Here is a 24,276-nt window from a genome sequence, read left to right as displayed (position 1 = left end):
GCCTACAGGCCGTCGTCCAGGGGTATGTCAAGGGCCGTCAACTTGTGGGCCACATATTGCATCACCGCGGCCTCCAGCGCTTCAGGGTAGGCAAAGCCGTGGCACACAGCGATGATCCGCCCATGTTCCTGCACCAGGGTAGCCAACGCCAGGTGTGCCCGCACCAGCCCGGCCAGGGTCAGCCCATCCATGGCCAATGCACGCTCCAGGCGGCGGGTGTCACCGGGTAAAAACCGGTTGAGCTTCTTGACGCCGGTGTCCCGGGGATGCCGTAGCCCTGGATCAGGATGGCCGGCCGCTCATGCCTTCTGCAGCCGTTTCTGGAGTTTCTCCTCGACCTCGATGGCCCGCAGTTCGATCAGCTGATCCCGCAGGGCAGCCGCCCGCTCAAACTCCAGGGCCTGGGCGGCTTCTTTCATCTCCTTCTCCAACTGCTTGATCAGGCGGGCCAGCTCATCCTTGGGCAGATCGGCCGCACGGATGGGCGGAGTCTCCTCGCCGTCGCTGTCGTAAGTGGGCCTGGACTCGGCCATCACCTTCACCCGGTCGGTGAGGTCCCGAATGCTTTTGACGATGCTCTGGGGCGTGATGTGGTGTTCCTGGTTGTAGCGGGCCTGGATCTCCCGGCGACGGTTGGTCTCGGCGATGGCCGCACGCATGGCGTCGGTCATCTTGTCGGCGTAGAGGATGGCCTTGCCCTCCACGTGGCGCGCGGCCCGCCCGATGGTCTGGATCAACGCGCTTTCGCTGCGCAGGAAGCCTTCCTTGTCGGCATCCAGGATGGCCACCAGGGAGACTTCGGGCAGGTCCAGTCCCTCCCGCAACAGGTTGATGCCCACCACCACGTCGTAGACGCCCAGGCGCAGGTCTCGCAGGATCTCCACCCGCTCGATGGTGTGGATCTCGCTGTGGAGGTAGTGGACCTTGATGTTCAGCTCGGCCAGGTATTCGGTCAGATCTTCGGCCATGCGCTTGGTGAGGGTGGTGACCAGCACCCGCTGCCCTTTGGCCACCCGCTGTTTGATCTCCCGGATCAGGTCCTCGATCTGCCCTTCGGTGGGGCGCACTTCGACCACCGGATCCAGCAGGCCGGTGGGCCGGATCACCTGCTCCACGATCTGCTCCGCGCGTTCCAGCTCGTAGGGGCCCGGCGTGGCGCTCACATAGATGGCCTGGTTGACGTGCTCCTCGAACTCCTCGAAGCGGAGGGGCCGGTTGTCCAGCGCGCTGGGCAGGCGGAAGCCATACTCCACCAGCACCTCCTTGCGGGAGCGGTCGCCGTTGTACATCCCCCGGATCTGGGGAATGGTCATGTGGCTCTCGTCCACGATCAGGAGCCAATCGGGCGGGAAGTAGTCCAGCAGGGTCCAGGGCGTGCTGCCGGGCGGCCGCTGGGAGAGGGGACGGCTGTAGTTTTCGATGCCGTTGCAGTAGCCCACTTCCCGCAGCATCTCCATGTCGTAGTTGGTACGCTGGCGGATGCGCTGGGCTTCCAGGAATTTGCCCTGGGACTCGAAATATCGGACCTGCTCCTCCAGCTCCTGGGCGATATCGGCCAGGGCCTCTTCCAGGCGCTCCTGGGGCGTCACAAAATGCTTGGCCGGGAAGATGTCCACCTGCTGGTGATCCCGCAGGATCTCACCGGTGAGGGTGTCGATTTCGCTGATACGCTCGATCTCATCGCCCCAGAGGCTGATGCGGTAGGCGAACTCCCGGTCGGCGGGCTGGACTTCCAGCACATCTCCCCGCACCCGGAAGCGGCCCCGCTGCAAGGTGCTGTCGTTGCGCTCGTAGTAGATCTCCACCAGGTGGCGGAGGATCTGGTTACGGCGAACCATATCGCCCACCCGCAGATGGAGGACGCCCCGGCCGTACTCCTGGGGGCTGCCCAGGCCGTAGATGCAGGAGACCGAGGCGACGATGACCACATCCCGACGGCTGAAGAGGGCGCTGGTGGCCGCCAGGCGCAGACGGTCGATCTCCTCGTTGATCTCAGCCTCCTTCTCGATGTAGACATCGCTGCGGGGGATGTAGGCCTCCGGCTGGTAGTAATCGTAGTAGCTGACGAAGTACTCCACCGCGTTTTGGGGCAGGAACTCCCGCATCTCGCTGTAGAGCTGGGCGGCCAGGGTCTTGTTGTGGGCGATGATCAGGGTGGGCTTCTGCACCTGTTCAATGACCTTGGCCATGGTATAGGTCTTGCCGCTGCCAGTGACGCCCAGCAAGACCTGGTGTTTCAGCCCTCGCTGGATGCCCTCTGCCAGGCGGGCGATGGCCTGGGGCTGATCGCCCGTAGGTTGAAAGTCGCTGACAACTTGAAATGGCGGCATGATCCCTCTCCCATCCGAGCCCAATTCGAACAAAAGTTCTTGCGTATAGTATACTGTCAGCCGTCTGATTTGTCCAGCCCCTGGCCGCCTCGCCAGGGGTCCCCGGCCATGCAAACAGAGATCCCCAAATGCGCCGAATCATACGATCTTGTCAGGGGATGGGCCTCATGGTACCATGCAGCCGGGCACATCCCATTTTGGCGTCATCGTCACAATCCCCACAGCAAGGTTCACCTGCGCCCACATGGGCGAACGGAGCGCCAGAGGCCGCTGAGCCATGCTATCAGAGCAGCAATACGGACAGACGGGAGAACAGCTTCCAACCAGCCAGGGCACGGCACGGCGCAGGGCCCTGATCGCCTGGCTGTTGGCCTGTAGCCTGCTGTTTCTGCTGCTGGCCCTGATCCTGGCCTGGTCCCGCACCCGTAGCCATGTCGTGCAGCTGGAAAATGCCCTGGTGGGGGTGGAGCAGGAGATCCTGCTGGCCAGCACACCCGCTGCTCAAACCCTGACCCTGTCCCAACAGTTGACCCAAACCCAGGGGCTGATCGACCGCCTCTCTGCCCTGAGCAGCACGGTGGATCTACCCTGGCCTTCCCTGGTGCCGGTGCTCGCCAACTACGACCGCCGGCAGATCTCCTTCACCTCCCTCAAGCAGGACGGCCGAACCATCCTGCTCACAGGCAAGGCCACGGACCCCGCGCTGGTCTCCGAATATGCCACTATGTTGGAAGCGTCGGGGCTTTTTGCCAACGTGGCCCGCCAGCGCATTGCCCAGGCGCAGGAGGCCCCCCAGGGCGACAGCGCCTCCCCGTCCACGCCAGGAGCGGCTGCCACTCCCCAACCACCTCTCCAGGGGGTGGAATTCGAGCTCCTGCTGGAAGTCAAGGCCAGGCTGCCATGATCGAGGAGTGGCGAGAACGTCTCGGGAGTGCACAAAACCCCTGGGCCCTGGCCGGCCTGGCTGTCGCCGGGCTCCTGCTGTTGGCCATCCTGGTCTTTCTGCTCCTGGTTCTGATGCCCGCGGTTCAGACACGACAGAGCCTGATCGCCCAGCTCACAGAGCAGGAGGAGACCCTGGCCCACCTGAAGGAGGAGCGGGCTCGCCAGCCGGTCGAGCTGGCAGAGAAGCTGGCCGCGGTCCAGGCCCGGGTAGAAGAGATGGCCGGCCGCCTCCTCTCTGAGAGCCAGGCCATCCAGCTCATGGACCGGCTCTACACCTACGCCCGCAGCGCCGGCGTCACCATTGTCACCGTGGAGGCCCGACCAGCCTCCACCCCGGCCATTCAGGAACTCTTCGCCGAACGGGTCTTTGGCCTGCAGGTACGGGGGAGCTTTTCGAACCTGCTGGACTTTCTGGGACGCATCCAAGAGAGCAACAGCGACGGGGTGGTGATCTCCAATGTGGCGATCACCCAGGGCACCGACAGCCAGGCCCTGCTGACCATGGATGTGACCGTCTGGAGCAGCCCCCACGGCGGCCGTGAACCCCAGCTGGCGGCGGCCCTGGGCACAACGGATGTCAGCACCCTCTGGGACACCCTGCGTCAGGTATGGGCGGCCAACCGCTGGGACGATGCCATCGCCCTGCTCAAACAGGCCCAGGTACTTCAACCGGACAGTGCCCTGGTCCAGGAAGATCTCTACCGGGCCTACGTCAACCAAAGCTACTGGCTCCTCTGGAATCGCTCCCGGGAGCAGGCCCGTCTGGCCCTGGAAAGCGCCCTCTCTGTGCGGCCGGACGGCCAGGAAGCCCGGCGACTCCTGCAAGCGTTGGCGGATCCGGCCCTGGTCCTGTACAAAACTGGAGACGCCCTGGCCCGGCAGGCATCGGCGGCGGCGGCGGCCGGCGACTGGCGGACGGCCGTGCGCCTCCTGCGCCAGCTCCAGCTCATCGATCCCCACTCCCCCGGCCTCTCCACCCAGTTGTATGAGGCCTACCTCCAGCTCGGATACCAGCTCCAGGCGACCGGCCATCCGGCCGAGGCCCAGGAGCACTTTCGCATGGCCCTGGCCATCAACCCGGATGGCGTCGAGGCAGCGGCGGCCTTGACCCCGGCGGCTGTCGGCGCGCCCACAGCCACTCCCACCGGGCCGGCAGCGCTCACCCCCACGCCGACCGCCCCTCCCACACCCACGGTGACACCCCTGCCGGGCCCTTCGCCCACCAACACCACCGCCCCGGCGTCACCGCCCACCTGGACACCCACCGTCACGCCCCTGCCCACCAACACGGCCACCGCCACGCCGTCCCCCACGGCCTCGGCCACACCCACCGGCACCGTCCCGCCCGGGACCACGGTCCACGTGGTGCAGCCGGGCGAGACCCTCTTCTCCATCGCCCGGCGGTACGGGACCACGGTGGAGGCTCTCATGGCAGCCAACGGCCTCACCAGCACCACTATTCGCGTCGGCCAGCGCCTGATCATCGTGCCGGCCACCGGCGTCACCGTCACCCCGCCCAACACCACCATCCACGTGGTCCGGCGGGGCGAGACCCTCTTCTCCATCGCCCAGCAATACGGCACCACGGTGGAGGCCATCATGGCGGCCAACGGCATGCGCAGCGACCGCATCTACGCCGGCCAGACCCTCCGCATCCCCCTCCCCTGAGGTTTCCCACAGCTTCCCATCCGCACCTGCCTGCCTGTCTGAGATGGGCATGGGCAACCCGGCAGCACCCATACGCCATTTGCTGTAGCAAAGCTTCGGGCATTTTGCAGATGTAACCGACCCGGCTTACGCGTACGATTTGGGCAGTACGAAAGCACGGGCGGCACAGGTTGGGGAGCGGACCATCACCCCTATCAAGCCCGCTAAAGGCCTCGTGGCGCCCCGTTCACCAGGCCTGCCAATGTGAGGGCACCTGGCGCGCAGAAGCCCGGTTGACAAGAAACGGTTGGCAAGAAAGGAGGGAGGGAATTTCCACGAAATTAGCACAACGTTTCATCGGCAACGGAGCCCGCGGATTTACCCGGGAATCCATCGGACACGGCAAACCCTTGTTTCAACTTAACGTTTCGGTTTTTGGACCCGTTTTTCGACCATTCTCTTCGACCGTTCAGTATCAGGAAATCAGTGTCAGGAAACAAACGTCGCTCATGAACAAACAGCAGGAAGGAATCTCTCGCATGAACATGATGTTGAACCGTCTGCTCAAGCGTCTGCAGCGGGATGAACGGGGCATCACCGCCCTGGAGACTGCGATCATCCTGATCGCCTTTGTGGTGGTGGCCTCGGTCTTCGCCTTCACCATCCTCTCCGCGGGCACCTTCTCCACCGAGCGTGGAAAAGAGGCGGTGTACGCCGGCCTCTCCGAGGTGCGGTCTTCGATTGAGATCAAGGGCAGCGTGGTCATCATCGGTGAAACTACGGGAGCGACCGGCACCGTAGACTCTGTCATCTTCACCGTGGCCAGCGCCGCAGGCGGTGAGCCCATCGATCTGAACAATGACCCGGATGATCGGGTGGTGGTCATCGACTATCGAGATGCCACCCAACGCCACACCGATGTGGACTGGAGCGTGACGTGGTTGGGCAAGAACGATTACGATACCACAGGTGACACCCTGCTGGAACAGGGTGAATTGGCGGAGATTACCGTTACGCTAGCCCCCACGATTACCCTGAGTACAAACACCGATTTCATCATCGAAGTGAAGCCGCCGGCCGGCGCCGTCTTCTCCATCCAACGGACAACGCCTGCCTACATCGAAACGGTGAACGATCTCCAGTAGGGCGGGCAGCCGGTCGACCCCTCGACGTCACTGGTAGAGAGCGATTCGTTCGGTCGGTGCAGCCCGGACGAATCGCTTCTCATTTCCTCATCCTGTCCATGGGGAGCGGCCTGTTGGGAGCCATCAGGTGTGCTCCCCATGGCCCTGGTACTCAGGAGAACGAACCCGCTGAGGAGCTACCATGAACCTGGAAACCCGGGTGGAGACCCTGGAACACGAACTCAAAATCTTAAAAAACGAAATTCGACAGGCGCTGCTGGACATTCAGGAGCATATCCTGAACCGCCAGTATCCAGCCCTGCGTAGCCAGGATCCAGAGGCAGAAGAGCCAGAGACACCGGCCAGTCGACTTTCCGGCCAGGAGCCCCGTTCAGGTGAAGAGCGGGGCCGGGTTTCTCCCCTGGCCCATGTCCTGAAGGACGTGGAATCCCTGCGGGAATTTGGCCTGACAGAAGCGGACCTGCTGGAGGATGACGACGAGTTCACCCACGAGGCACCCCCGCCGGTGGCCCGCCGGGCAGCGGGCAAATCCACCAATGGCAACGGCCATCCCGCGGCCGGTGGAGGACCAGGCCACTTTACGGCGTTGGCTACGTGGGTCAGCCAAAGCGTGGAGCGGATCGGCAAGGAACGCACCCGAAAGGCGGTAGAGACCTACGCGCAGGGCGGTTATCTGGCCGACCACCATCGGGCTTTGCTGCTGCAGCTCGTCGAGCTGGCCGAAGATCAGGAGCCCACTGCACCGGTGAGCCCTCGGGATACCTTCGACATGCTCATGCAGTTGAGCGAAGTGCTCGAGGGCAAGGGCCGTGGATAAAGCCATCACCACCGCCCTCATGCTCATCGTCAGCGTGGTGGTGTCCGTGATGGTCTTCAATACGGTTTATCCGGCCGTCAACCAGAGCAGCGCCGCCCTGGTGGGCATGCGAGGGCGCATCGATGACCGGCTGAAAAGCCAGGTCGAAATCATCCACGCCACCGGTGAGCTGGACAAGGACGGCGCCTGGCAGGACATCAACGGCAACGGCACCTTCGACATCTTCGTATGGGTCAAAAATGTGGGCGCCACCCGCATCATCGCCGTCCAGCGCATGGACCTGTTCCTGGGGCCCGAAGGCAATTTTATCCGCATTCCTTACAAGGATGATGCAGGGGGCAGCTATCCATACTGGGAATGGCAGGTGGAGAATGACACGGCCTGGAACCCCACGGCGACCCTGAAAATCACGGTGCGCTATGGCTCACTGCTCAGCTCGGGCCGCTATTTTGTGAAGCTCACCCTGCCCAACGGCCTGTCCGATTCGTTCTTTTTCAGCATGTAGTCAATCCCGGCAGAAATTTGCCGATCGTTTCCACCAGAGGTAATGCCGCCGAAATTTCTGTCGTGGTATTTACGCCAGACTGGAGTAGGTCTCGAGTGCAGCTCCCATGGAATCCGCGCTTGCTTCCCTGATCATCGCCATGGTCGCGCTATACAGCGTGTTTACCATTGCCCAGGTCTATCTCACCAGCCAGGACGCCATCCTGACGTCCGGCCGGGAGATGCAAGAGAGGACCCTGGAGCGGGTCCACACGGACATCGATTTTGCCAGCACCCAGGTGTTGAGCTCTGGCTCTGTGGTCGAAGCGATCCTGCGCAACCAGGGGAGTGTCAAACTGGCCGATTTTCAGGAGTGGGACGTGATCGTCCACTACTACACGGCCTCCGGCGGCTATCATGTCAAATGGCTGCCCTTTACCCCGGCCACACCCACCGACAACCAGTGGACCGTGGCCGGCCTGTACCTGCAGGCCCTGTCCACGCCCGAGGTGTATGAGCCGGACATCTTCAACCCGGATGAAGAAATGGTGATTCAAATTCGCCTGTTGCCGCCGGTGGGGCCCAACACCACCAATCAATTAACGGTAATCACCGAGAACGGGGTAGCGGCATCCACCTTTTTTACCCGTTGACAGCGGGACTCTCTCGTCACAGATTCAATTTCACCTGAATCTGGACGCTGAATCTGGGCACTGAATTTGCATAGGAAGGAGCCTTCATGGCCTCACAAACGATCCTGGTGATCGAGGATGAAGCGAGCACCAGCAAACTACTCAGCCACATTCTGCGACGGGAAGGCTATCAAGTCCACACGGCCCGCACCGGCCCAGAGGGACTGCGCCTGGCCCACGAGGTCCAGCCCGACCTGATCATCCTGGACATTGTTCTACCTGGCATGGACGGCTACGAGGTGTGCCGCTACCTGCGGGCCGACCCCGACACGGAAAAGGTGCCCATCCTCATGTTGACGGCCATGGGGCGCCCGGCCGATCAGCGGGTGGGGTTCGAAATGGGCGCCGACGATTACATCACCAAACCGTTCGTCCTGGCCGACCTGCTCAACCGCATCCGCTCCATCTTCTTTTTCTCCAACTCGAGCATCTTCTAGCTTCCAGGGCATCGGTTGCCGCCGGCTGGAGAGGAGCGATGCCACGGCGAGGTCACCGTACCGATTTTCCGCGCCGGGGCCATGAAAGCCATCGGGCAAGCCAGGCCCCGGACGCTGGCCGCCCTTGGGAAGGTAGGGCAAAGAAACGATGCAGGAAAAGTTGGAAACCCTGGAAGAAGAAGCAAAAACCAAAACGGTGGTCTCCACCGGCAGCCGGGAAATTGATGACAAGATGGGCGGGGGCATCCCGCTGGGTTCCCTGACCTTGATCGAGGGCGACTCCCACTCGGGCAAGTCGGTCCTCTCCCAGCAGATGACCTGGGGGTCCCTGTCGGACGGATCCCGGCTGGCCTTCTTCACCACCGAAAACACGGTCAAGAGCCTGGTCCGGCAGATGCAGAGCCTGAACATCGACATTTTGGACTACCTGCTGCTGGGTCGGCTGCGGATTTTCCCCATGGAAATTTCCCAGTCCAAGGGGGAAGTCCTGGATGCCCTGCTCAAGGCCATCCGCAACGAAGGGCAAAAGGGCGCGGAGCTCATCTTTGTGGATGCCCTGACACCCTGCATCACGGCCACGACGCCGGAGGCCGTGCTCTATTTTTTCGAACAGTGTAAGCGGCTCTGCTCCAACGGCATGACCATCATCATCGTCATCCACTCCCACGCCGTGGATCGAGACCTGCTGGTGCGCATCACCTCCCTCTGTGACGCGCATCTACGCATGCGCACCGAAGAGGTGGGCGAGCGGCTGATCAAGGCCATGGAAGTGGCCAAGGTGCGGGGTGCCAGCAAACGCACCGGCAACATCGTCAGTTTTGAAGTGGAGCCCGGCCTGGGCATGCGTATTATTCCCATCAGTAAGGCGCAAGGCTAACCATTGCCATGGAAGAAAATCGGTTGCCTTTTCCGCAAACCAATTTCGACCAGGTACGTGCCGGCCTCTCGCCTTTGCGGTTGGACCAATTGCCGCCACCGCTGCGGGAGGTGGCCGCGACCAAACCATTTTTGTGGGAATACCTGCAGGCGCTTCCCATCCACGAAATCGGCATTCCGGCCTACTATCCGAAGCTGTCCCGCAAGCTGCGGGGGTTGAAGGTCCGTAATCTCATCTACCCCACCAGCGACGAGAACGTCTTCATCCACATTTATCCCGATCCCAAAAGCGAGCGGGACTATTACATTCCCATCGATCCGCTGGTGCCTGTCAACCTCAACGGCCTGGTGGAAAAGGTGGAAGCCCGCTTGCTGGACATGGCCGAAGAGATCGGCCATGCGCCGGAAGAAGAACGCCAGGCCGTCCTCACCCGGGCCATCGAACAGATCTGCACCGTCGACTCGCCCCGGGCCCGACGCAACGGCAAGATACCCGTCTCGCCCCGGGAACTGCTGGCCCTCAAGTATCTCATGGTGCGGGACAAGCTGGGCATGGGGCCCCTGCACCCCCTGCTGGTGGATCCCTACATCGAGGACATCAGCTGCAGCGGGGTCGGCCGCATGTTCATCGAGCACAAAATCTTCAAAAGCCTGAAATCCTCCATCTACTTCCCCTCCCACGACGACCTGGATGACTTCGTGGTGCAGATGGGGGAACGCATCAAGCGGCCGGTGACCCTACGCCACCCCATCGTGGACGCCACCCTGCCCGACGGATCCCGCATCAACATCGTCTACGGGCGGGATATTGCCAAACGGGGCAGCAATTTCACCATCCGCAAGTTCAGCGAAGAGGTGTTGAGCGTGCTGGACCTGATCGAGTTCGGCAGCATGAACTACCTCATCGCCGCCTACCTCTGGCTGGCCATCGAGGAGGACATGAACGTCTTCGTGGTGGGGCCCACTGCCTCGGGCAAGACCACCCTGCTCAACGCCCTGACCACCTTCATCCGGCCCGATGCCAAGATCGTCACCATCGAAGATACACCGGAGCTACAGGTGCCCCACCCCAACTGGGTGCGGGAAGTGGTGCGGGACATGGGCAAGGAGGCCCAGGGCGGCGGGGTGGACATGTTTGCCCTGCTCAAGGCAGCCCTCCGTCAGCGCCCGGATCGCATCCTCATCGGCGAGATCCGGGGTGTGGAGGGCAACATCGCCTTTCAGGCCATGCAGACCGGCCACGGCGTGATGGCCACCTTCCACGCCTCATCGGTGCAGAAGGTCATCCAGCGCCTCACCGGCGAACCCATCAACGTGCCCAAAGTCAACATCGACAACCTGGATCTGGTGGTGATCCAGGCCGCAGTCCGGGCACCCAACGGCCAGACGGTGCGCCGGGTGGTCAGCGTGAACGAGATCGTGGACTACGATCCCATCGAGAATGCCTTCTCCTTTGTGACGGCCTTCCGCTGGCGGGCCGAAGACGACACCTTCGAATTTCCCGGCGACATGAACAGCTTCCTGCTGGAACAGAAGGTAGCCATGAAGCGGGGCCTGCCGGAAAGCAAGCGCCGCGCCATCTACTCCGAGCTCCGCAAACGGGCGGCCATCCTGGAAAAAATCCACAAGAGAGGGGGGATGAACAGCTTTGAAAAGCTTTTTAGCGTCATTGCTGAAGCGCATAAGCAGGGACTTATTTAAACGGGACGGCTTTCAAGAGGTCAACGGCTTCGACCTCTTCTACCAGCTCACCTACATGTCGGCTGTGGCGGCCTCCGGCATCTCCCGCAACCGTATCTTCCAGCTGGGCTCCAGCCTGCCCCGCAACCCGGCCGCCTATTTCGACCGGGTGAACCTCCTCTCCCAGACCCTGGGCTACGACTACGCGCGGGCCTGTTCCCTGGTGGGCCTGGCCATCAAGTCGGAAGCCATGGTCAGCCTGCTGCTGCGCCTCTCCAACGCCCTGGCCTCGGGCCAGCCAGAACACGAGTTTCTCTCGGAAGAAGCAGGCGTCCAGGGGCAACTCTACGAGAAGGAATACGAACGGGATCTGGCCTCGTTGACCAAGTGGACCGACGCCTACGCCGCGGTGACGGTGTCGGCGTCCCTGATGATCATCATCAACATGACTTCGTCCCTCATTTATCCTCTGGGTGATGGGATCCTGGTGGGGCTGGTCATCACCGCGGCCTTTACGGCCGGCGTCACCGCCTGGATCCTCTCCCGGGCGGCGCCCAAAGAGAAGATCGACCTGTTCTCCAAAGAAGGCCCCTGGACCCAACGGACAGCCCTCCGCATGGCCCTCTACCTGTTGCCTGCCATCGTGGTCATCGGCTCGTTGCTCCTGGTGCTGGGCGTGCCCATCAGCGTGACCACCCTGGTGGTGGCGGTGCTCCTCTTCCCCCTGGGCCTGGTCAGCGTCCTGGCGGGCCGGGAAATCGACAAAAAAGACCGGGAATTTGGGCCGTTCCTGCGCTCCCTGGGCAGCATGGCGGTCTCTACCGGCGCCACCATCACCGAGGCCCTCAACCGGCTGGACCTGAGCTCGTTCCCCACGCTGGAGTCCGATCTGAAGCGACTGCGCAACCGCCTCAATGCCGCCATATCGCCCGAACTCTGCTGGCAGAAGTTTGCCCTGGAGACAGGCAGCAAGCTCATCGGCGAGGCTGTCACCATTTTCAACGACGCCGTGAAACTGGGCGGCGACCCGGACACCATCGCCTTCCTCACCGCGGATTTCTCCGCCCGCACCATCATGCTGCGGGCGAAACGCAAGGTGACCGCTTCCACCTTCACCTGGCTGACAGTGGTCATGCACGGCGCTGTGGCCACGCTCATGGTGCTGATTCTGGAGATCGTCCACAACTTTTCCGAGCTGATGAACGCGGCCATGCCCACCCTGGAGCCGGGTGCGGAAGCCGTCACGGTGCCCATGTCGGTATTCAACACGCCGGAAATTGGCCTCTACCGCTGGATGACCATCTTCATGGTGCTGCTGCTCTCCCTCATCAACGCCGGCGCCATCATCGCCACCGACGGCGGCCATCGCCTGAAGTTGACCTTTTATCTTTCCATCATGCTCTTTACGTCCGGACTCAGCTTCCTGCTGGTGCCGCCGCTGGTAGAAAGGATCCTCTGATGTGGGCCAATCCCCATGAAAGTCGCGCCGTTTTGCGCCTGGATCGTAGACGAGCCGCCCTGGTGGCCGGGAGCTGCCTGTTAGTGACCGCAGGCATCACCTGGCTGACCGTTCAATGGCTCCACGCCCTGGAACCGGTCCTGGCCCCAGAGCGAGCCCCCCTCTGGCTGGCCCTGGCCCGCCAGCCCACCATCGTGGCCACCGTGGCGGCCGCCCTCTTCTGCCTGCTGGCCGCCCTGGTGGTGGCCCTCTTGCCGCCCCTCTGGCTGTTTGGCGTGGGCAGGCTGGAGACCAAGGCCGTGGCCAGCCTGGTACAGCAGGTGCAGAACCTGATTCAAACCGGGCAACAAGAAACCGAACCGGCTGAGGCCGGGGCCTCAGCCGCCGTTCCGCCTACTGCCGACGCCCAGACGCCCCCCGCCGAGGCGACGGCAGGCCAGCCCCAGGCCTCAGAGTCTGGCGCTCCAACATCGCCCCAGACAACAGGTCAACCGGCGGCCCAGCCTACAGGTCAGACCACTCAGCCTCCAGCCGCCGGGACGCCTCCACAGGGACAGACAGCACAGCCACAAACTGGGCCCCAGGCACCGGCAGCAGCCCAGCCCCAGCAACCACCTGCCCAGCCTGGCCAGACGCCACCACCGGCAGAGGGTCAACCGCAAGGCCAGCAAGCCCAACAACCGGACCAAGCCCAGGCATCCACCCAATCGGCCCCGGGTTCCCCGCCCCCTGTACCCCAGCCCGGCCAGATCCCCACGGTCGAGGCCATGATCACGGAGGACCAGGCGGAGGATGCCCTGGCCGACATGGGAGATGTCAGCGACATTCTGTCGGCATTCGAAGAGGATGCGGAAGTGGATCCCTACCTGGAAGCCCTGAGCACGAGCCTGGAAGATGTGGAGATCCGGGAACTGACCAGGCTGACTCGCCGGATCCGGGCGGCCCTCCAGGAAGAGCGCGCCCGCCGTCAGGGCAGGCGTGTGGTCGCCTGATGCTCGGGTGGCCCACCGCCATCGGGGTCACCGCCCTGGCTGCCTCGCCTGATGCGCAGGAACCAGAAGACCAGAAGGAGCACCACAATGCCCGCCGCACCCAGGCCGTACGGGGCGACCTCCTGCCAGGCAACCCGGTTTCCGGGGGGGGCTGGCGGTGGGGTCAGGTCCTGTGCAGCCGTGACCGGCTGCACAGGCGTTAACGCCTGGGTGGCAGTAATCGAGGTCACAGGGGTCAGAGGAGGCGAGACGGACAACGTCGGGGACGGCACAGCCGGAGCCTCCGAGAGACTGGCAGGCGTGGCCGTGGGCAGCAACAGGGGGAGCTCACAGACGACGCCATCCCCGTCCTCATCCAGGCGGTGAATGTCGAAACCCACCGTGACCAGGCAGTAGGCATAACACTCCTGGGCCTGAATCCACGACGGGAAATCGCTACACGAATAACGGTCCGCGTCACAGGCACAGGTTTCGGCCTGGCTGGCCGGCATGGCCTGCACCGGGAACGAAAAGGCCAGGAAGGTCAGCGCGACCCATACCCACAGGGCCGCCAGCCGGCTCCAGTCCGCCCCCAGCCGGGTGAATGCTGACGATGGATGCCGAAGGCCCTCCCTCCCTGCCCGCCGATCCAACATGCTGGCCCCATCGCCCGGGCTTCCATCTACTTGAAGTGGCATCCCGCTCTGTCTCCCTCTCGCCGCCATCCAAGCTCCCCGCTATTCAACCCGCTATTCAAGACGTTCCAAGATCCAACAAAAATCGTCCTCAGGGTCTCTTACCAGACACCGGCCAGATTGTAGGCACCCTACTGTCACGGCAGGCATAGGCCATTGTATCATGACTCATGCTGGCGTGAGAGTCCATGTTCGGGTAAAATAGATGGCAGTGAATCCTTCTGGATGTATCTATACAGCTAGAAAGGAGAGACGATGGACCATGTCTGAGAGCGCCGTGCAGCCGACACCCCAGACCAATCAAATGAAAATGACACCAGAAATGGACGTGGAACAGCAGACCGCTTCCACCGCCCAGCCCTCCACGGAGGGGATGGCCCGGGTGATCATTCACAACGATGATGTGACGCCCTACGAATATGTGATTGATATTTTAGGGGGTGTCTTCATGTTGTCTGAAGAAATTGCCGATCACATCGCCTGGACAGCCCACACCAAGGGACAGGCCGTTGTGGTCGTTCGCCCCCGAGCCGAAGCTGAAAAGTTAGCCAAAATTGCCCAGGGGCGGGCCAAGCGGGATGGCTTCCCCCTGACCTTCAGCCTGGAGACTGAATCGTAAATCCCGGCAGGCATTCACCGATGGTTTACACCAGAGGAAGTGCGCCGCATTTCTGCCGTGGGATTAAGGCCAGACGACTGTAGGCATTCGATGACAGACGAAAAAACGCCGGCGTGGCTGCATGGACATGCCCACGAGCCCAACCCGGAGCCCCCTACCGCCGATCCGTCCATCATCTTGCGGCGCCCGGACGGCTCTGAAGTTTTCATCACGCCGGAGGATCTCCAGCGCCTGCCCCAATGTGAAGTGGCGGACTGCTACATCGTCAGCACCGGCCACGGCACATCGGGGCCTTTTTGTTTCACCGGCCCCCGCCTGTCGGACGTGCTCCAGGCCCATCTGGTTGGCCAAGGCTGGTCGTACGTGGATGTGGTCAGCGCCGATGGGTTCGGCAACCGGGTGACGGCGGACGAGCTCCGTGCCTCCACCCGCCGCCCCATCCTGCTGGCCATCGCCCGGGATGGTCAGCCCCTCCAGCGGGCCCAGGGCCTGGTGCGGCTCATCGTCCCCGATGAACGGGACGACGCCCTCCGCCAGGTCAAGTGGGTGGCCCGGCTGGACGTTCACTAGGGGGCGTACCCCAGGTTGAGCCCCCCAGAAGGCAGGGAGCGACACCCGGCAGGCTCCCCCAACACGGGAGGGACCATGACCCAAACTCCATCGCAGCAGACGCCGCTACAAACGTGGAAAACCCTGGCCCGAGAGCGAGTGCTCCAGGTCGGGGATGGTCGTTTTCTGGTGGTGGAAAATCACACCGTAGAGCTGCCAGACGGCCAGGTGATCGCCAACTGGCCCTGGCTGGTGACCCCCGCCTTTGTCAACGTGGTAGTTGAAACCGCGGAGAAGAAATTTCTCTGCTTTCGCCAGGCCAAGTATGCGGTAGATTCCCTTTCCCTCGCTGTGGCGGGAGGATATCTTGAGGAAGGCGAAGACCCCCTGGAGGCAGCCCGCCGGGAACTTCTGGAGGAGACGGGCTATCAGGCTGATGTCTGGATTCCCCTGGGCTCCTACGTGGTGGACGGCAACCGGGGCAACGGCCGGGCCCACCTCTACCTGGCCCGGGGCGCCCGCTGGGTGCAGCCGGCAGACGCGGACGATCTGGAGGAACAAGAGCTATTGTTGCTCAGCCGGGCCGAACTGGCCGATGCGCTGCGCCGGGGCGAGTTCAAAGTTTTACCCTGGGCCACCGCCGTGGCTCTGGCCCTGCTTCACATCGCCCAAGAGGAGCTCCCCGCCGGAGGCCTGTCATGAACCGAAACATGCAGCAGGGACCCAACCGCCCCAGTTTTTCCCGCCGCCCCTTCTTGATGGGGCTGGCCGGGGCCTTCATGGCCGGCTGCCTGGCACCACTCCCAGACTCGGGGGCGCCAGCTACAACAAGCCCCACCCCGGCGGATGTATCTTCTGCCGATGTGGATGAGACGCCGCCCTGGACGATGGTCGAATTGATCACAGACGGTCGCCAGACCTTCCTGGCCCAGATCCAGGCGGAGATTCAGCAAATGGGCACGCCACAACATCACTGCTTCCGGGAATGGACCCTGGGAGGGCACCTGTGGCAAGGCGAGGAATTGGTTTATGCTGACCGGCGCATCCTGTTTTTACAGGCTGCCCGTGCCGGCGGACGTAGCGCCATCCGGCTGACAGACGACTCTTCGGGTAAGTGGACGGAAACAGCGCTAGAAGCCATCCTGCCCGAACCGGCAGAGGAGACGCCACCGGCGGACGCCGCCATCCAGTTTGTGCGGGCCCGCCGCCAGCCCGATGGCAAATGGGCCTTCGACGTCACCCTGCGGCATGAGGATCGGGGGTGGGACGATTACGCGGATGGCTGGCATGTGGCCACCGTCGAGGGCGAAATCCTGGGGACGCGCGTCCTCCTCCACCCCCACGAACAGGAACAACCCTTCACCCGTAGCCTGGGGCCCATATCGATTCCTCCCCAGGTGCAGCAGGTCGTGATCCGCAGCCACGACCTGGTGAGCGGCTACACAGCCGAAACAGTTTTGGTGCCCCTGGGCCAGGCAGCGAACGAAGCGCGCTACCTGGTGGAACGCTGACAGGCCTCTGGCCCCTATTCCCAACGCGAAAACGGCGAGCCCCCCATCACAGCGAGCGGCCAGGCCATCCGCCTGGGGCGATGGCGGTCCAACGGTGACGGCTGCCGGCTACTCGTCGTCTTCATCGATGCCGCCGGCCGGCATCTGGATATCCACCACGTTGCCGTGGAAGTCGATGATAACCCGAAAGCCCAACATGCCCAGCCACTGGCGCGTCTCCTCCGGGATGGGCTGGCCCACCGCCTCTTCCATACGTTCGATGGAGGCCTCGATGGCTGCCTTGGTGAAGAGGTCATCCTTGCCCAACATCTCCAACATGGTGGTCACGGCCATCTCCCGTTGCCCTTCCACCTGTTCTCGCAAGAAGCGCAGCACCTGGCGATCCACCTGGGCTGCGTCAATGTAGCGCCGGAAGTCGTCATCCAGGACGACGTAGCAGGCATTTTGGCCCACCCAATCCACCTCGGCCGGCCGGCCCTCTTCATCAAAGACCAGACCGGCGAACATTGCTGCGGACGCCATTCAACCTCCTTTCTGCCCTGGGATACAGGCGGCTTCGATGATCCACAGAGGATTCCACTCCAAAGACCACAGATTACACAGAGGAACCCCAGTTTCAGTCCTTCACGATGGTTGCCCATTTGCGGAGTGAGCATCCTCAGATGCGGCGCTGTCCCGCCGGGGTCGGCATCCTCAGATGCCGACCCCGCGTCGAAATCGTGAACTGCTGAGTTTGTATCCAACGCTATCGGTGTCCACCGTGTAATCTGTGGATCTCCCTTCCGCCGTCCCCCCTGTTCAGACTGCTGGAACGTCTGCCGGCGTGGGCTGGGGATCAACCAACCCGACTTTGCAGGAATTCAAAGCTGCGCCGGATGGTGCGCAAGGGATCCTTGGGCAGATCGTGCTCCACGATGTACCATTCGCCCCCGGCCGCCTTGGCCGCAGGCAGAAGCTGGTCCCAATTCAGGGTGCCGTGGCCCACGTCGGCAAAGCCCATCTCATCCTCGCCCTGGCCGGCGGGCGCCAGATCTTTGACATGGATGCGAGGGCAACGGCCGGCATAGCGCTGCAGCAGCTCCACCCCGTCGGCGCCGCCCCGGGCTACCCAAGCCAGGTCCGGCTCCCAGGCCAGGTGGGCAGGATCCGCCGCCTCCAACAACCAGTCAATGGCCAGTTTGCCATCCAGGAGGGCCATCTCCCAGGCGTGATTGTGATACAGAAGTTGCATGCCGGCCTGGGCACACTGCTGGCCCAGCCGATCTAACTTTTGCCCCAGGGCCTGCCACCCCGCCGCATCCGTCGGACGCTGCTCCTGGGGAATGGCCGGGATCACGATGTGCCGATTGCCGATGGCCTGGTTGAAGTCGATGATCTTCGCCAGCTCTGTCTCCACCGCCTGGAGCCCCACGTGGGTGGAGACCGCCCGCAGCCCGTGCTTCTCCAGCAGGGCCTTCATCTCCGATGCCGGCAGGCCGTGGTCGCCAATGGTCTCCACGCCGGCGTAGCCGATACTGGCGACGGCGGCCAGCTTCTCGTCCAGGCTCTGTTCCAGATGGCGCAGGCTGTACAGCTGCACAGCCAGAGGGCGCAACGTCTCAGATGTGGCCATAATCGAATCCTTCTGTTTGTGGTGAGATTGAATGATCGTGCCTAGTCCACCTGTTCCAGCCAGGTCCGCAGGCCAGTATGGCGTCGGGTCACCCGGTTATTGCGGACGGCCATGGCGATGGCCTTGGGTTGGCCCACCAGCACCACCAGGCGCCTGGCCCGGGTCACCGCCGTGTAAAGCAGGTTGCGTTGCAACATCATGTAGTGGCCGGTCAGGAGCGGGATCACCACGGCCGGGAATTCAGCTCCCTGGCTTTTGTGGACGCTGATGGCAAAGGCATGGACCAGTTCGTCCAGCTCCAGAAAATCATAGCACACGGCCCTGCCATCCATCATAACCGTGAGCTGTTGCATCTCCAAGTCCACCTGGGTGATGATGCCCAGATCGCCGTTGTAGACCTCCTTGTCGTAATTGTTGCGCACCTGCATCACCCGGTCGCCGGGCCGGAAGATACGGTTGCCCAGGATCCGCTCCGGCTTGTCCGGGCCCGGCGGATTAAGCGCCGCCTGCAGGGCCTGGTTCAGGGCCCCGACCCCCACCACACCCCGGTGCATGGGGCTCAGCACCTGGATATCGGCCGGCGTGAGGCCGAAACGCCGGGGGATGCGATGCTGGACCAGTTCCACGCACAGCTGCGCAGCCCGCTCCGGATCATCGGTCTTGAACAGGAAAAAATCGGTTGCCTGCTGGTTGTCGATGATGGGCATCAGCCCCTGGTTGATGCGGTGGGCGTTGGTGATGATCAGGCTGCCCGGCTCCTGGCGGAAGATGGTCTGGAGGCGCACCACCTGGGCATGGCGGGCCAGGAGGCTATCGGGCGGTCCCTCGGCTCGGGCATGGGCCGCCTCCACCGCGCCGATGATGTCCTGCAGCACATTGCCCGCGCCCACGCTGGGCAACTGGTCCACATCCCCCACCAGCAGCAGGTGCATTCCCGGTGGCACCGCCTTGAGCAGGTGATGGGTGAGCACCAGATCCAGCATGGATGCTTCATCCACAATCAACAGATGGCCGGCCAGGGGCGTCTCTTCATTGCGCTGGAAGGCCATCCCTTCGCCCGGCTTGAACTCCAGCAGCCGATGGACCGTGCGGGCCTCGTGGCCGGTGGTCTCGGCCAGGCGTTTGGCGGCCCGGCCTGTGGGTGCGGCCAGCAGCGCCTGGTAGCCGGCCTGCTGGCAGAACCAGAGGATAGCCCGCACCGTGGTGGTTTTGCCGGTGCCGGGACCGCCGGTCAGCACCACCAGCCGCCGGGTGAGGGCAGCCTGAACTGCCTCTCGCTGCTGTGGAGCCAGGTGCAAGGGACCGCCTGGCGCGGCCTGACGCTCGAAACGGCGGAAGGCCGCCTCCCAATCGAAATCGGGCCGCTGGAACAGAGGCAGGCGGCTTTCGCCCTCCCGCAATAGCCGCTGGAGGCGAGAGGCGACCCCTTGCTCGCTGAAATAGAGGGGAGTCAGGTAGACGGCGGGCTTTTCCTGCAGCAGGTGCTGAGTCTGCGCCGGGGTGGCTACGGCGTATGGCGCGGCCGCCTCGGCCATCAGCAGCGGCAGGGGCTGCGCGGGGGCGGCTTCCTGGGGCTTTGGCGCCTCCTGCCCCGGGGATGGGCTCACCTTCACCTGGTCCCAGGCCCAGAGCTGAATCAGGCCGGCGGCGGCCTGCTGGGGCGAAACCTCCAACAGCGAGGCTGCGGCCTGGACCAACTCGTCCGCCGGCAGGAAGACGTGCCCTTCATCGGTGGCCTGGTTCAGGGTATAGGCCACCCCTGCAGCGACCCGCTGGGGGGCGTCGGGCGCCATGCCCAGGGAACGGGCAATCTTGTCAGCGGTGAGGAAGCCGATGCCGTAGATGTCGCGCGCCAGGCGATAGGGGTCGGCCTGGACGATGGCGATGGCGTCGTTGCCGTAGTGTTTGTAGATCTTGGTGGCCAGGCTGGTGCTGACGCCATGGCTCTGGAGGAAGAGCATCACCTCCTTGATGGCCCGCTGCTCGGCCCAGGCCTGGATGATCATCCGGGTGCGCTTGCGGCCTACGCCAGGGACCTCCTGGAGGCGCGTGGGCTGGTGCTCGATCACGTCCAGGGTCTCCAGGCCGAAGTGGCGGACGATGCGGCGTGCGGTGACGGGGCCCACCCCCTTGATGAGGCCGCTGCCCAGGTACTTTTCCAGGCCGGCCACGGTGGCCGGCAGGACGCTGCGCATCCCCTCCACCAGGAACTGCTTGCCGTACTCGGGATGAATGGTCCAGCGGCCGGTGAGCTCCACGAATTCGCCCACATTGACGCTGGCCATATTGCCCACGATGGTCACTTCTCCCTCCGCGCCGAAGAGATGGCGCGGGCGCTGCTCTGGGGTCAACTTGGCCACCGTGTAGCCATTTTCCGGATTCAGGTAGGTGATCCGTTCGATCACCCCGCGCAGCGTCTCCATAAAGCGTCTCCATGAGGAGCGTCCCCGGGGCTTTTCCGACCGACTCAATGGCGGGGTTCTGTACTCGTCCTCGGTAATTTGACAGCGCTCGTACAGGCTTTGATCCATGCCAGTATATAAATAAAGTGACGTTTCCCCCAAAATTTTGAAATTCCTGGCATTCGTGGTATAGTTAAGCGAACTATTGTGCTAGATCATACGCCCGGTACAGCGGTGATTTGGCCAGACCTCGCAGTGGGTCGCACTGCGATCGTGAAGTACCGGAGGCCCAACAGGCAATTGAAACCTGAGACTCCGGTGTGCCCAAGACGAGGAGTACCGAATGAGTATAAGCAAGACGCAGAAGTCCCAACTGATCGAAGAATTCCGGATCAACGAACAGGATACAGGTTCGCCGGAAGTTCAGGTCGCCTTGCTCACCACCCGCATCGACGCCTTGATTGAGCACCTGAACACCCACAAGCACGACGAGAGTTCCCGGCGGGGGCTACTGAAGCTGGTGGGTCAACGGCGGCGTCACCTGGCCTATCTGAAGCGGGTAGACAGCCAGCGTTACCAGCAGTTGATTCAACGGTTGGGCCTGCGCAAATAGAAGAGAGCGGTTCAAGGGGCGAGTGAGTCACGAAGAATTAGCCGACTCTCGCCCCTTTTTCAATCGTAGGGGAGACCGCGAGTCTGGATTGGTCGGTCGCAGGGGGACCCTGAGGTTCCTGTGACGTCCGGCGCAGTGCAAACGTTGCTCTGGCAAGGGAGACGGTCATCGAACCGTCTGTTTGTGTTGTCCGGGGTCCGGTATTGGAGAGCGTGACGAAGGACGAAGAAATGCTTCGCCCCGGTCTCCAGTTCCGCACCTCGGCTACGCCCCGCGCTAGAGTCCACGGATGCATTGCCCCAGGCTCGTACAATCCCCGTTGTACAGTTTTTTTGACATGAAGGAGAGTAGTACTATGCAACTATTTGATGGCGCGCGGACGTATACCGTCGAGGTGGGCGGGCGCACCCTTAGCATTGAAACAGGCGTATTGGCCATTCAGGCCGGCGGCGCGGTGACCGTTCGCTATGGAGACACCGTCCTGCTGGCCACGGCCACCATGAGCAAAGACGTGCGGCCGGGGATCAATTTCTTCCCGCTGACCGTCGACTTTGAGGAGAAGCTCTATGCGGCCGGCCGCATTCCCGGCAGTTTCTTCCGCCGGGAAGGGCGCCCCAGTGAGCAGGCCATCCTGCTTTCCCGGCTGATCGACCGCCCCTTGCGCCCCCTCTTCCCCAAGGGCATGCGCAATGAGGTACAGGTGATCGTCACTGCCCTGAGCACTGACGGCCAGAACCTGATGGATCCCCTGGCCATCATCGCGGCCTCGGCCGCCCTCCACATCAGCGACATCCCCTGGAATGGCCCCATCGCGGCCAGCACCATCGGCTTCGTGGATGGCGAATACATCGTCAACCCCACCGCCCAGCAGATGGACCGCAGCGGGCTCAACCTGGTGGCCGCCGGCACCCACGACAACATCCTGATGGTGGAAGCTGGCGCCAATGAATTCCCAGAGGACATGGTCCTGGAGGCCCTCAAGCTGGCCCACGAATCCATGCAGCCGGTGGTCCAGCTCATCCAGCAGATGCGGGCCGAAGTGGGCAAGGAAAAGGCCCAGGACATCCAGTACTTCCTGCCCTCGCCGGAAGTCCAGGCCCGGGTCAACGCCATGGCCCAGGGCAAGGTGGCCAACCTCCTGGCCGCCGGGCTGGACAAGCACGCGCTCAAGGATAGCCTGAGCGAGGTGCGCAGCGAGGTGGAAGAGTCCTTCGACTACCCCGAAGGGGACGAGTTCACCGCCCTGGACATCGCCGAAGCCCTGGACGCGGTGGTGAAGGCCGAAACCCGGCGCCGAATCCTGGAAGAGGGCATCCGCCCCGATGGCCGGGACACCAAGACCATCCGCCCCATCCAGGTGCAGGTGGGCCGGGTGCCCCGGGTCCATGGCTCCGCCCTCTTCATGCGGGGCGACACCCACGTGCTTACCATCGCTACCCTGGGGACCCCCGGCGACGCCCAGCGGCTGGATACGCTGCAGCCGGCGGAAGAGAAGCGCTACATCCACCACTACAACTTCCCGCCCTACAGCACCGGCGAAGCTTACCCCCTGCGAGGCCCTCGCCGGCGGGAGATTGGCCACGGCGCCCTGGCCGAGCGGGCCCTCCTCCCGGTGATCCCGGAGGATTTCCCCTACACCCTGCGCCTGGTCAGTGAGGTGGTGAGCAGCAACGGCTCCACCAGCATGGCTTCCGTCTGTGGCAGCACCCTGGCCCTGATGGACGCCGGCGTGCCCATCTCCGCCCCGGTGGCCGGTATTGCCATGGGGCTCATCCAGGACCCGGAGACCGGTGCCTATCGGGTGCTGAGCGACATTCAGGGCCTGGAAGATGCCCTGGGGGACATGGACTTCAAGGTGGCCGGGACGGAACACGGCATCACCGCCCTGCAGATGGACCTGAAGATCAAGGGGTTGGATTTCAACATCCTGCGGGAAGCCCTCGAACAGGCCCGGGAAGGGCGCCTCTACATCCTGGAGAAGATGCTGGCCGTCCTGCCCCAGGCCCGGCCCCAGCTCAGCCCCTACGCGCCCCGGATCCTCACCATCACCATCGACCCGGAGAAGATCGGCAAGCTCATCGGCCCGGGCGGCAAGACGGTGCGTGCCCTGCAGGAGCAGTACGACGTCAAGATCGACATCGAGGAAGATGGCACCATCTACATCTCCGGCGAAGGTGTTGGAGCCGAACAGGCCCGGGACGAAATTTCCCGCATGATGGAGGACGTCCAGGTGGGAAAAATCTACACCGGCATCGTCGTCCGCGTCGAGCCGTACGGCGCCTTCGTCAACATCCTGCCCGGCGTGGACGGGATGGTGCACATCAGCCAACTGGCCGACTATCGGGTCGAACGGGTCGAAGACGTGGCCAAAATCGGCGATGAGCTGACGGCCATGGTCATCGACGTGGATCCCAGTGGCAAGGTGCGCCTGAGCCGACAGGCCGTGCTGGAAGGCTGGACGGTGGAAGAGGCCCAGCGCCGAGACCGGGCCGTCTCCAGCCGGCGGGGCGGCGGTGACCGGGGTGGCAACAACGGACGGCGTCCTCGCCGCGACCGGGATAGCCGCGACCGGGATAGCCGGCGGAATCGGTAAGTCCAGGCTTAACCGGCCCGTTCGAGGGGCCGTGCCCGGTGCAAAAGCATGAATCAGCGCCTTCAGGTGACCGCCTGGAGGCGCTGTTGTTATGTCCGCCATTCTCTCTCCATTTTCTTCTTCTCTTCCTTGTCCATGACAATGCCCCGGGAGTATGTTAAAATTCGGGGCACTTGAAACCGAACGGGACCGAACGGGAT

23 protein-coding genes are annotated in these 24,276 nt (G+C 63.2%); 17 read left to right on the top strand and 6 right to left on the bottom strand.

Annotated features, from left to right (window positions below):
- Positions 1 to 2 precede the first annotated feature (2 nt).
- The gene (locus tag FKZ61_RS14910; protein WP_141610925.1) at positions 3 to 191 is read right to left on the bottom strand and encodes a hypothetical protein; all 189 of its coding nucleotides are present in this window, start codon (positions 189 to 191) and stop codon (positions 3 to 5) included.
- 108 nt (positions 192 to 299) lie between these two features.
- Positions 300 to 2,330: an excinuclease ABC subunit UvrB gene (gene uvrB, locus FKZ61_RS14905; protein WP_268252018.1), complete on the bottom strand. Its 2,031-nt coding sequence runs from the start codon at positions 2,328 to 2,330 to the stop codon at positions 300 to 302.
- Positions 2,331 to 2,607: 277 nt separating this feature from the next.
- On the opposite strand from uvrB, the gene FKZ61_RS14900 reads away from it, so the two are divergent.
- The 11 genes from FKZ61_RS14900 (at position 2,608) to FKZ61_RS14850 (ending at position 13,503) form a co-directional block, all read left to right on the top strand.
- Positions 2,608 to 3,234 carry a PilN domain-containing protein gene (locus FKZ61_RS14900; protein WP_141610924.1) on the top strand — a complete coding sequence of 209 codons (627 nt, stop codon included), beginning with the start codon at positions 2,608 to 2,610 and terminating at the stop codon, positions 3,232 to 3,234.
- Positions 3,231 to 4,943 (top strand): LysM peptidoglycan-binding domain-containing protein, encoded by a 1,713-nt coding sequence (locus FKZ61_RS14895; protein WP_141610923.1) that lies wholly within the window; start codon positions 3,231 to 3,233, stop codon positions 4,941 to 4,943. The genes FKZ61_RS14900 and FKZ61_RS14895 overlap by 4 nt, the downstream gene beginning before the upstream one ends.
- Before the next feature lie 488 nt (positions 4,944 to 5,431).
- A complete protein-coding gene (locus FKZ61_RS14890) occupies positions 5,432 to 6,067 on the top strand; it encodes an archaellin/type IV pilin N-terminal domain-containing protein (protein ID WP_141610922.1) in 636 nt (211 codons plus the stop codon).
- Positions 6,068 to 6,248: 181 nt separating this feature from the next.
- Positions 6,249 to 6,884 carry a hypothetical protein gene (locus FKZ61_RS14885; RefSeq protein ID WP_141610921.1) on the top strand — a complete coding sequence of 212 codons (636 nt, stop codon included), beginning with the start codon at positions 6,249 to 6,251 and terminating at the stop codon, positions 6,882 to 6,884.
- Positions 6,877 to 7,389: a hypothetical protein gene (locus FKZ61_RS14880; RefSeq protein WP_141610920.1), complete on the top strand. Its 513-nt coding sequence runs from the start codon at positions 6,877 to 6,879 to the stop codon at positions 7,387 to 7,389. The genes FKZ61_RS14885 and FKZ61_RS14880 overlap by 8 nt, the downstream gene beginning before the upstream one ends.
- A gap of 106 nt (positions 7,390 to 7,495) precedes the next feature.
- Entirely contained in the window at positions 7,496 to 8,020 is a 525-nt protein-coding gene (locus FKZ61_RS14875; protein ID WP_141610919.1) for a hypothetical protein, read from the top strand.
- 86 nt (positions 8,021 to 8,106) lie between these two features.
- Entirely contained in the window at positions 8,107 to 8,496 is a 390-nt protein-coding gene (locus FKZ61_RS14870) for a response regulator transcription factor (protein WP_141610918.1), read from the top strand.
- Positions 8,497 to 8,644: 148 nt separating this feature from the next.
- On the top strand, positions 8,645 to 9,373 hold the full coding sequence (locus FKZ61_RS14865; protein WP_141610917.1) for an ATPase domain-containing protein: 729 nt from the start codon (positions 8,645 to 8,647) through the stop codon (positions 9,371 to 9,373).
- A 23-nt stretch (positions 9,374 to 9,396) separates the two neighbouring features.
- Positions 9,397 to 11,073, top strand: a complete 1,677-nt coding sequence (locus FKZ61_RS14860) for a type II/IV secretion system ATPase subunit (RefSeq protein WP_211358575.1) — start codon at positions 9,397 to 9,399, stop codon at positions 11,071 to 11,073.
- Positions 11,042 to 12,511 carry a type II secretion system F family protein gene (locus FKZ61_RS14855; protein ID WP_141610915.1) on the top strand — a complete coding sequence of 490 codons (1,470 nt, stop codon included), beginning with the start codon at positions 11,042 to 11,044 and terminating at the stop codon, positions 12,509 to 12,511. The genes FKZ61_RS14860 and FKZ61_RS14855 overlap by 32 nt, the downstream gene beginning before the upstream one ends.
- On the top strand, positions 12,511 to 13,503 hold the full coding sequence (locus FKZ61_RS14850) for a hypothetical protein (RefSeq protein WP_141610914.1): 993 nt from the start codon (positions 12,511 to 12,513) through the stop codon (positions 13,501 to 13,503). Before FKZ61_RS14855 ends, FKZ61_RS14850 begins: the two co-directional genes overlap by 1 nt.
- Here FKZ61_RS14850 and FKZ61_RS14845 read toward each other — a convergent pair.
- A complete protein-coding gene (locus FKZ61_RS14845) occupies positions 13,479 to 14,180 on the bottom strand; it encodes an excalibur calcium-binding domain-containing protein (protein WP_170199775.1) in 702 nt (233 codons plus the stop codon). The two genes, FKZ61_RS14850 and FKZ61_RS14845, sit on opposite strands and share 25 nt — an antisense overlap.
- Positions 14,181 to 14,439: 259 nt before the next feature.
- Here FKZ61_RS14845 and FKZ61_RS14840 point away from each other — a divergent pair, with 259 nt between their 5' ends.
- The 4 genes from FKZ61_RS14840 (at position 14,440) to FKZ61_RS14825 (ending at position 16,856) form a co-directional block, all read left to right on the top strand.
- Positions 14,440 to 14,796, top strand: a complete 357-nt coding sequence (locus tag FKZ61_RS14840) for an ATP-dependent Clp protease adaptor ClpS (protein ID WP_170199773.1) — start codon at positions 14,440 to 14,442, stop codon at positions 14,794 to 14,796.
- A 90-nt stretch (positions 14,797 to 14,886) separates the two neighbouring features.
- Positions 14,887 to 15,366, top strand: a complete 480-nt coding sequence (locus tag FKZ61_RS14835) for a molybdopterin-dependent oxidoreductase (RefSeq protein ID WP_141610911.1) — start codon at positions 14,887 to 14,889, stop codon at positions 15,364 to 15,366.
- A 75-nt stretch (positions 15,367 to 15,441) separates the two neighbouring features.
- Complete coding sequence (locus FKZ61_RS14830) at positions 15,442 to 16,047, top strand: NUDIX hydrolase (protein ID WP_141610910.1); 606 nt, start codon at positions 15,442 to 15,444, stop codon at positions 16,045 to 16,047.
- Entirely contained in the window at positions 16,044 to 16,856 is an 813-nt protein-coding gene (locus FKZ61_RS14825) for a hypothetical protein (RefSeq protein ID WP_141610909.1), read from the top strand. Before FKZ61_RS14830 ends, FKZ61_RS14825 begins: the two co-directional genes overlap by 4 nt.
- Before the next feature lie 108 nt (positions 16,857 to 16,964).
- Here the strand turns inward: FKZ61_RS14825 and FKZ61_RS14820 are convergent, their stop codons facing one another.
- The 3 genes from FKZ61_RS14820 to recD2 form a co-directional block, all read right to left on the bottom strand.
- Positions 16,965 to 17,378 carry a hypothetical protein gene (locus FKZ61_RS14820; protein ID WP_141610908.1) on the bottom strand — a complete coding sequence of 138 codons (414 nt, stop codon included), beginning with the start codon at positions 17,376 to 17,378 and terminating at the stop codon, positions 16,965 to 16,967.
- A 313-nt stretch (positions 17,379 to 17,691) separates the two neighbouring features.
- Positions 17,692 to 18,468 (bottom strand): sugar phosphate isomerase/epimerase family protein, encoded by a 777-nt coding sequence (locus FKZ61_RS14815; RefSeq protein WP_141610907.1) that lies wholly within the window; start codon positions 18,466 to 18,468, stop codon positions 17,692 to 17,694.
- 41 nt (positions 18,469 to 18,509) lie between these two features.
- Positions 18,510 to 20,891, bottom strand: coding sequence for an SF1B family DNA helicase RecD2 (gene recD2 / locus FKZ61_RS14810; RefSeq protein ID WP_141610906.1), 2,382 nt, complete (start codon positions 20,889 to 20,891; stop codon positions 18,510 to 18,512).
- A 322-nt stretch (positions 20,892 to 21,213) separates the two neighbouring features.
- Here recD2 and rpsO point away from each other — a divergent pair, with 322 nt between their 5' ends.
- Both rpsO and FKZ61_RS14800 read left to right on the top strand, forming a co-directional pair.
- Entirely contained in the window at positions 21,214 to 21,483 is a 270-nt protein-coding gene (gene rpsO, locus FKZ61_RS14805) for a 30S ribosomal protein S15 (protein WP_141610905.1), read from the top strand.
- 355 nt (positions 21,484 to 21,838) lie between these two features.
- Entirely contained in the window at positions 21,839 to 24,076 is a 2,238-nt protein-coding gene (locus FKZ61_RS14800; protein WP_170199771.1) for a polyribonucleotide nucleotidyltransferase, read from the top strand.
- Positions 24,077 to 24,276 lie beyond the last annotated feature (200 nt).

This window comes from Litorilinea aerophila (assembly GCF_006569185.2).
GTDB lineage: Bacteria > Chloroflexota > Anaerolineae > Caldilineales > Caldilineaceae > Litorilinea > Litorilinea aerophila.
This window is presented reverse-complemented; position numbering and strand designations above follow the sequence as displayed.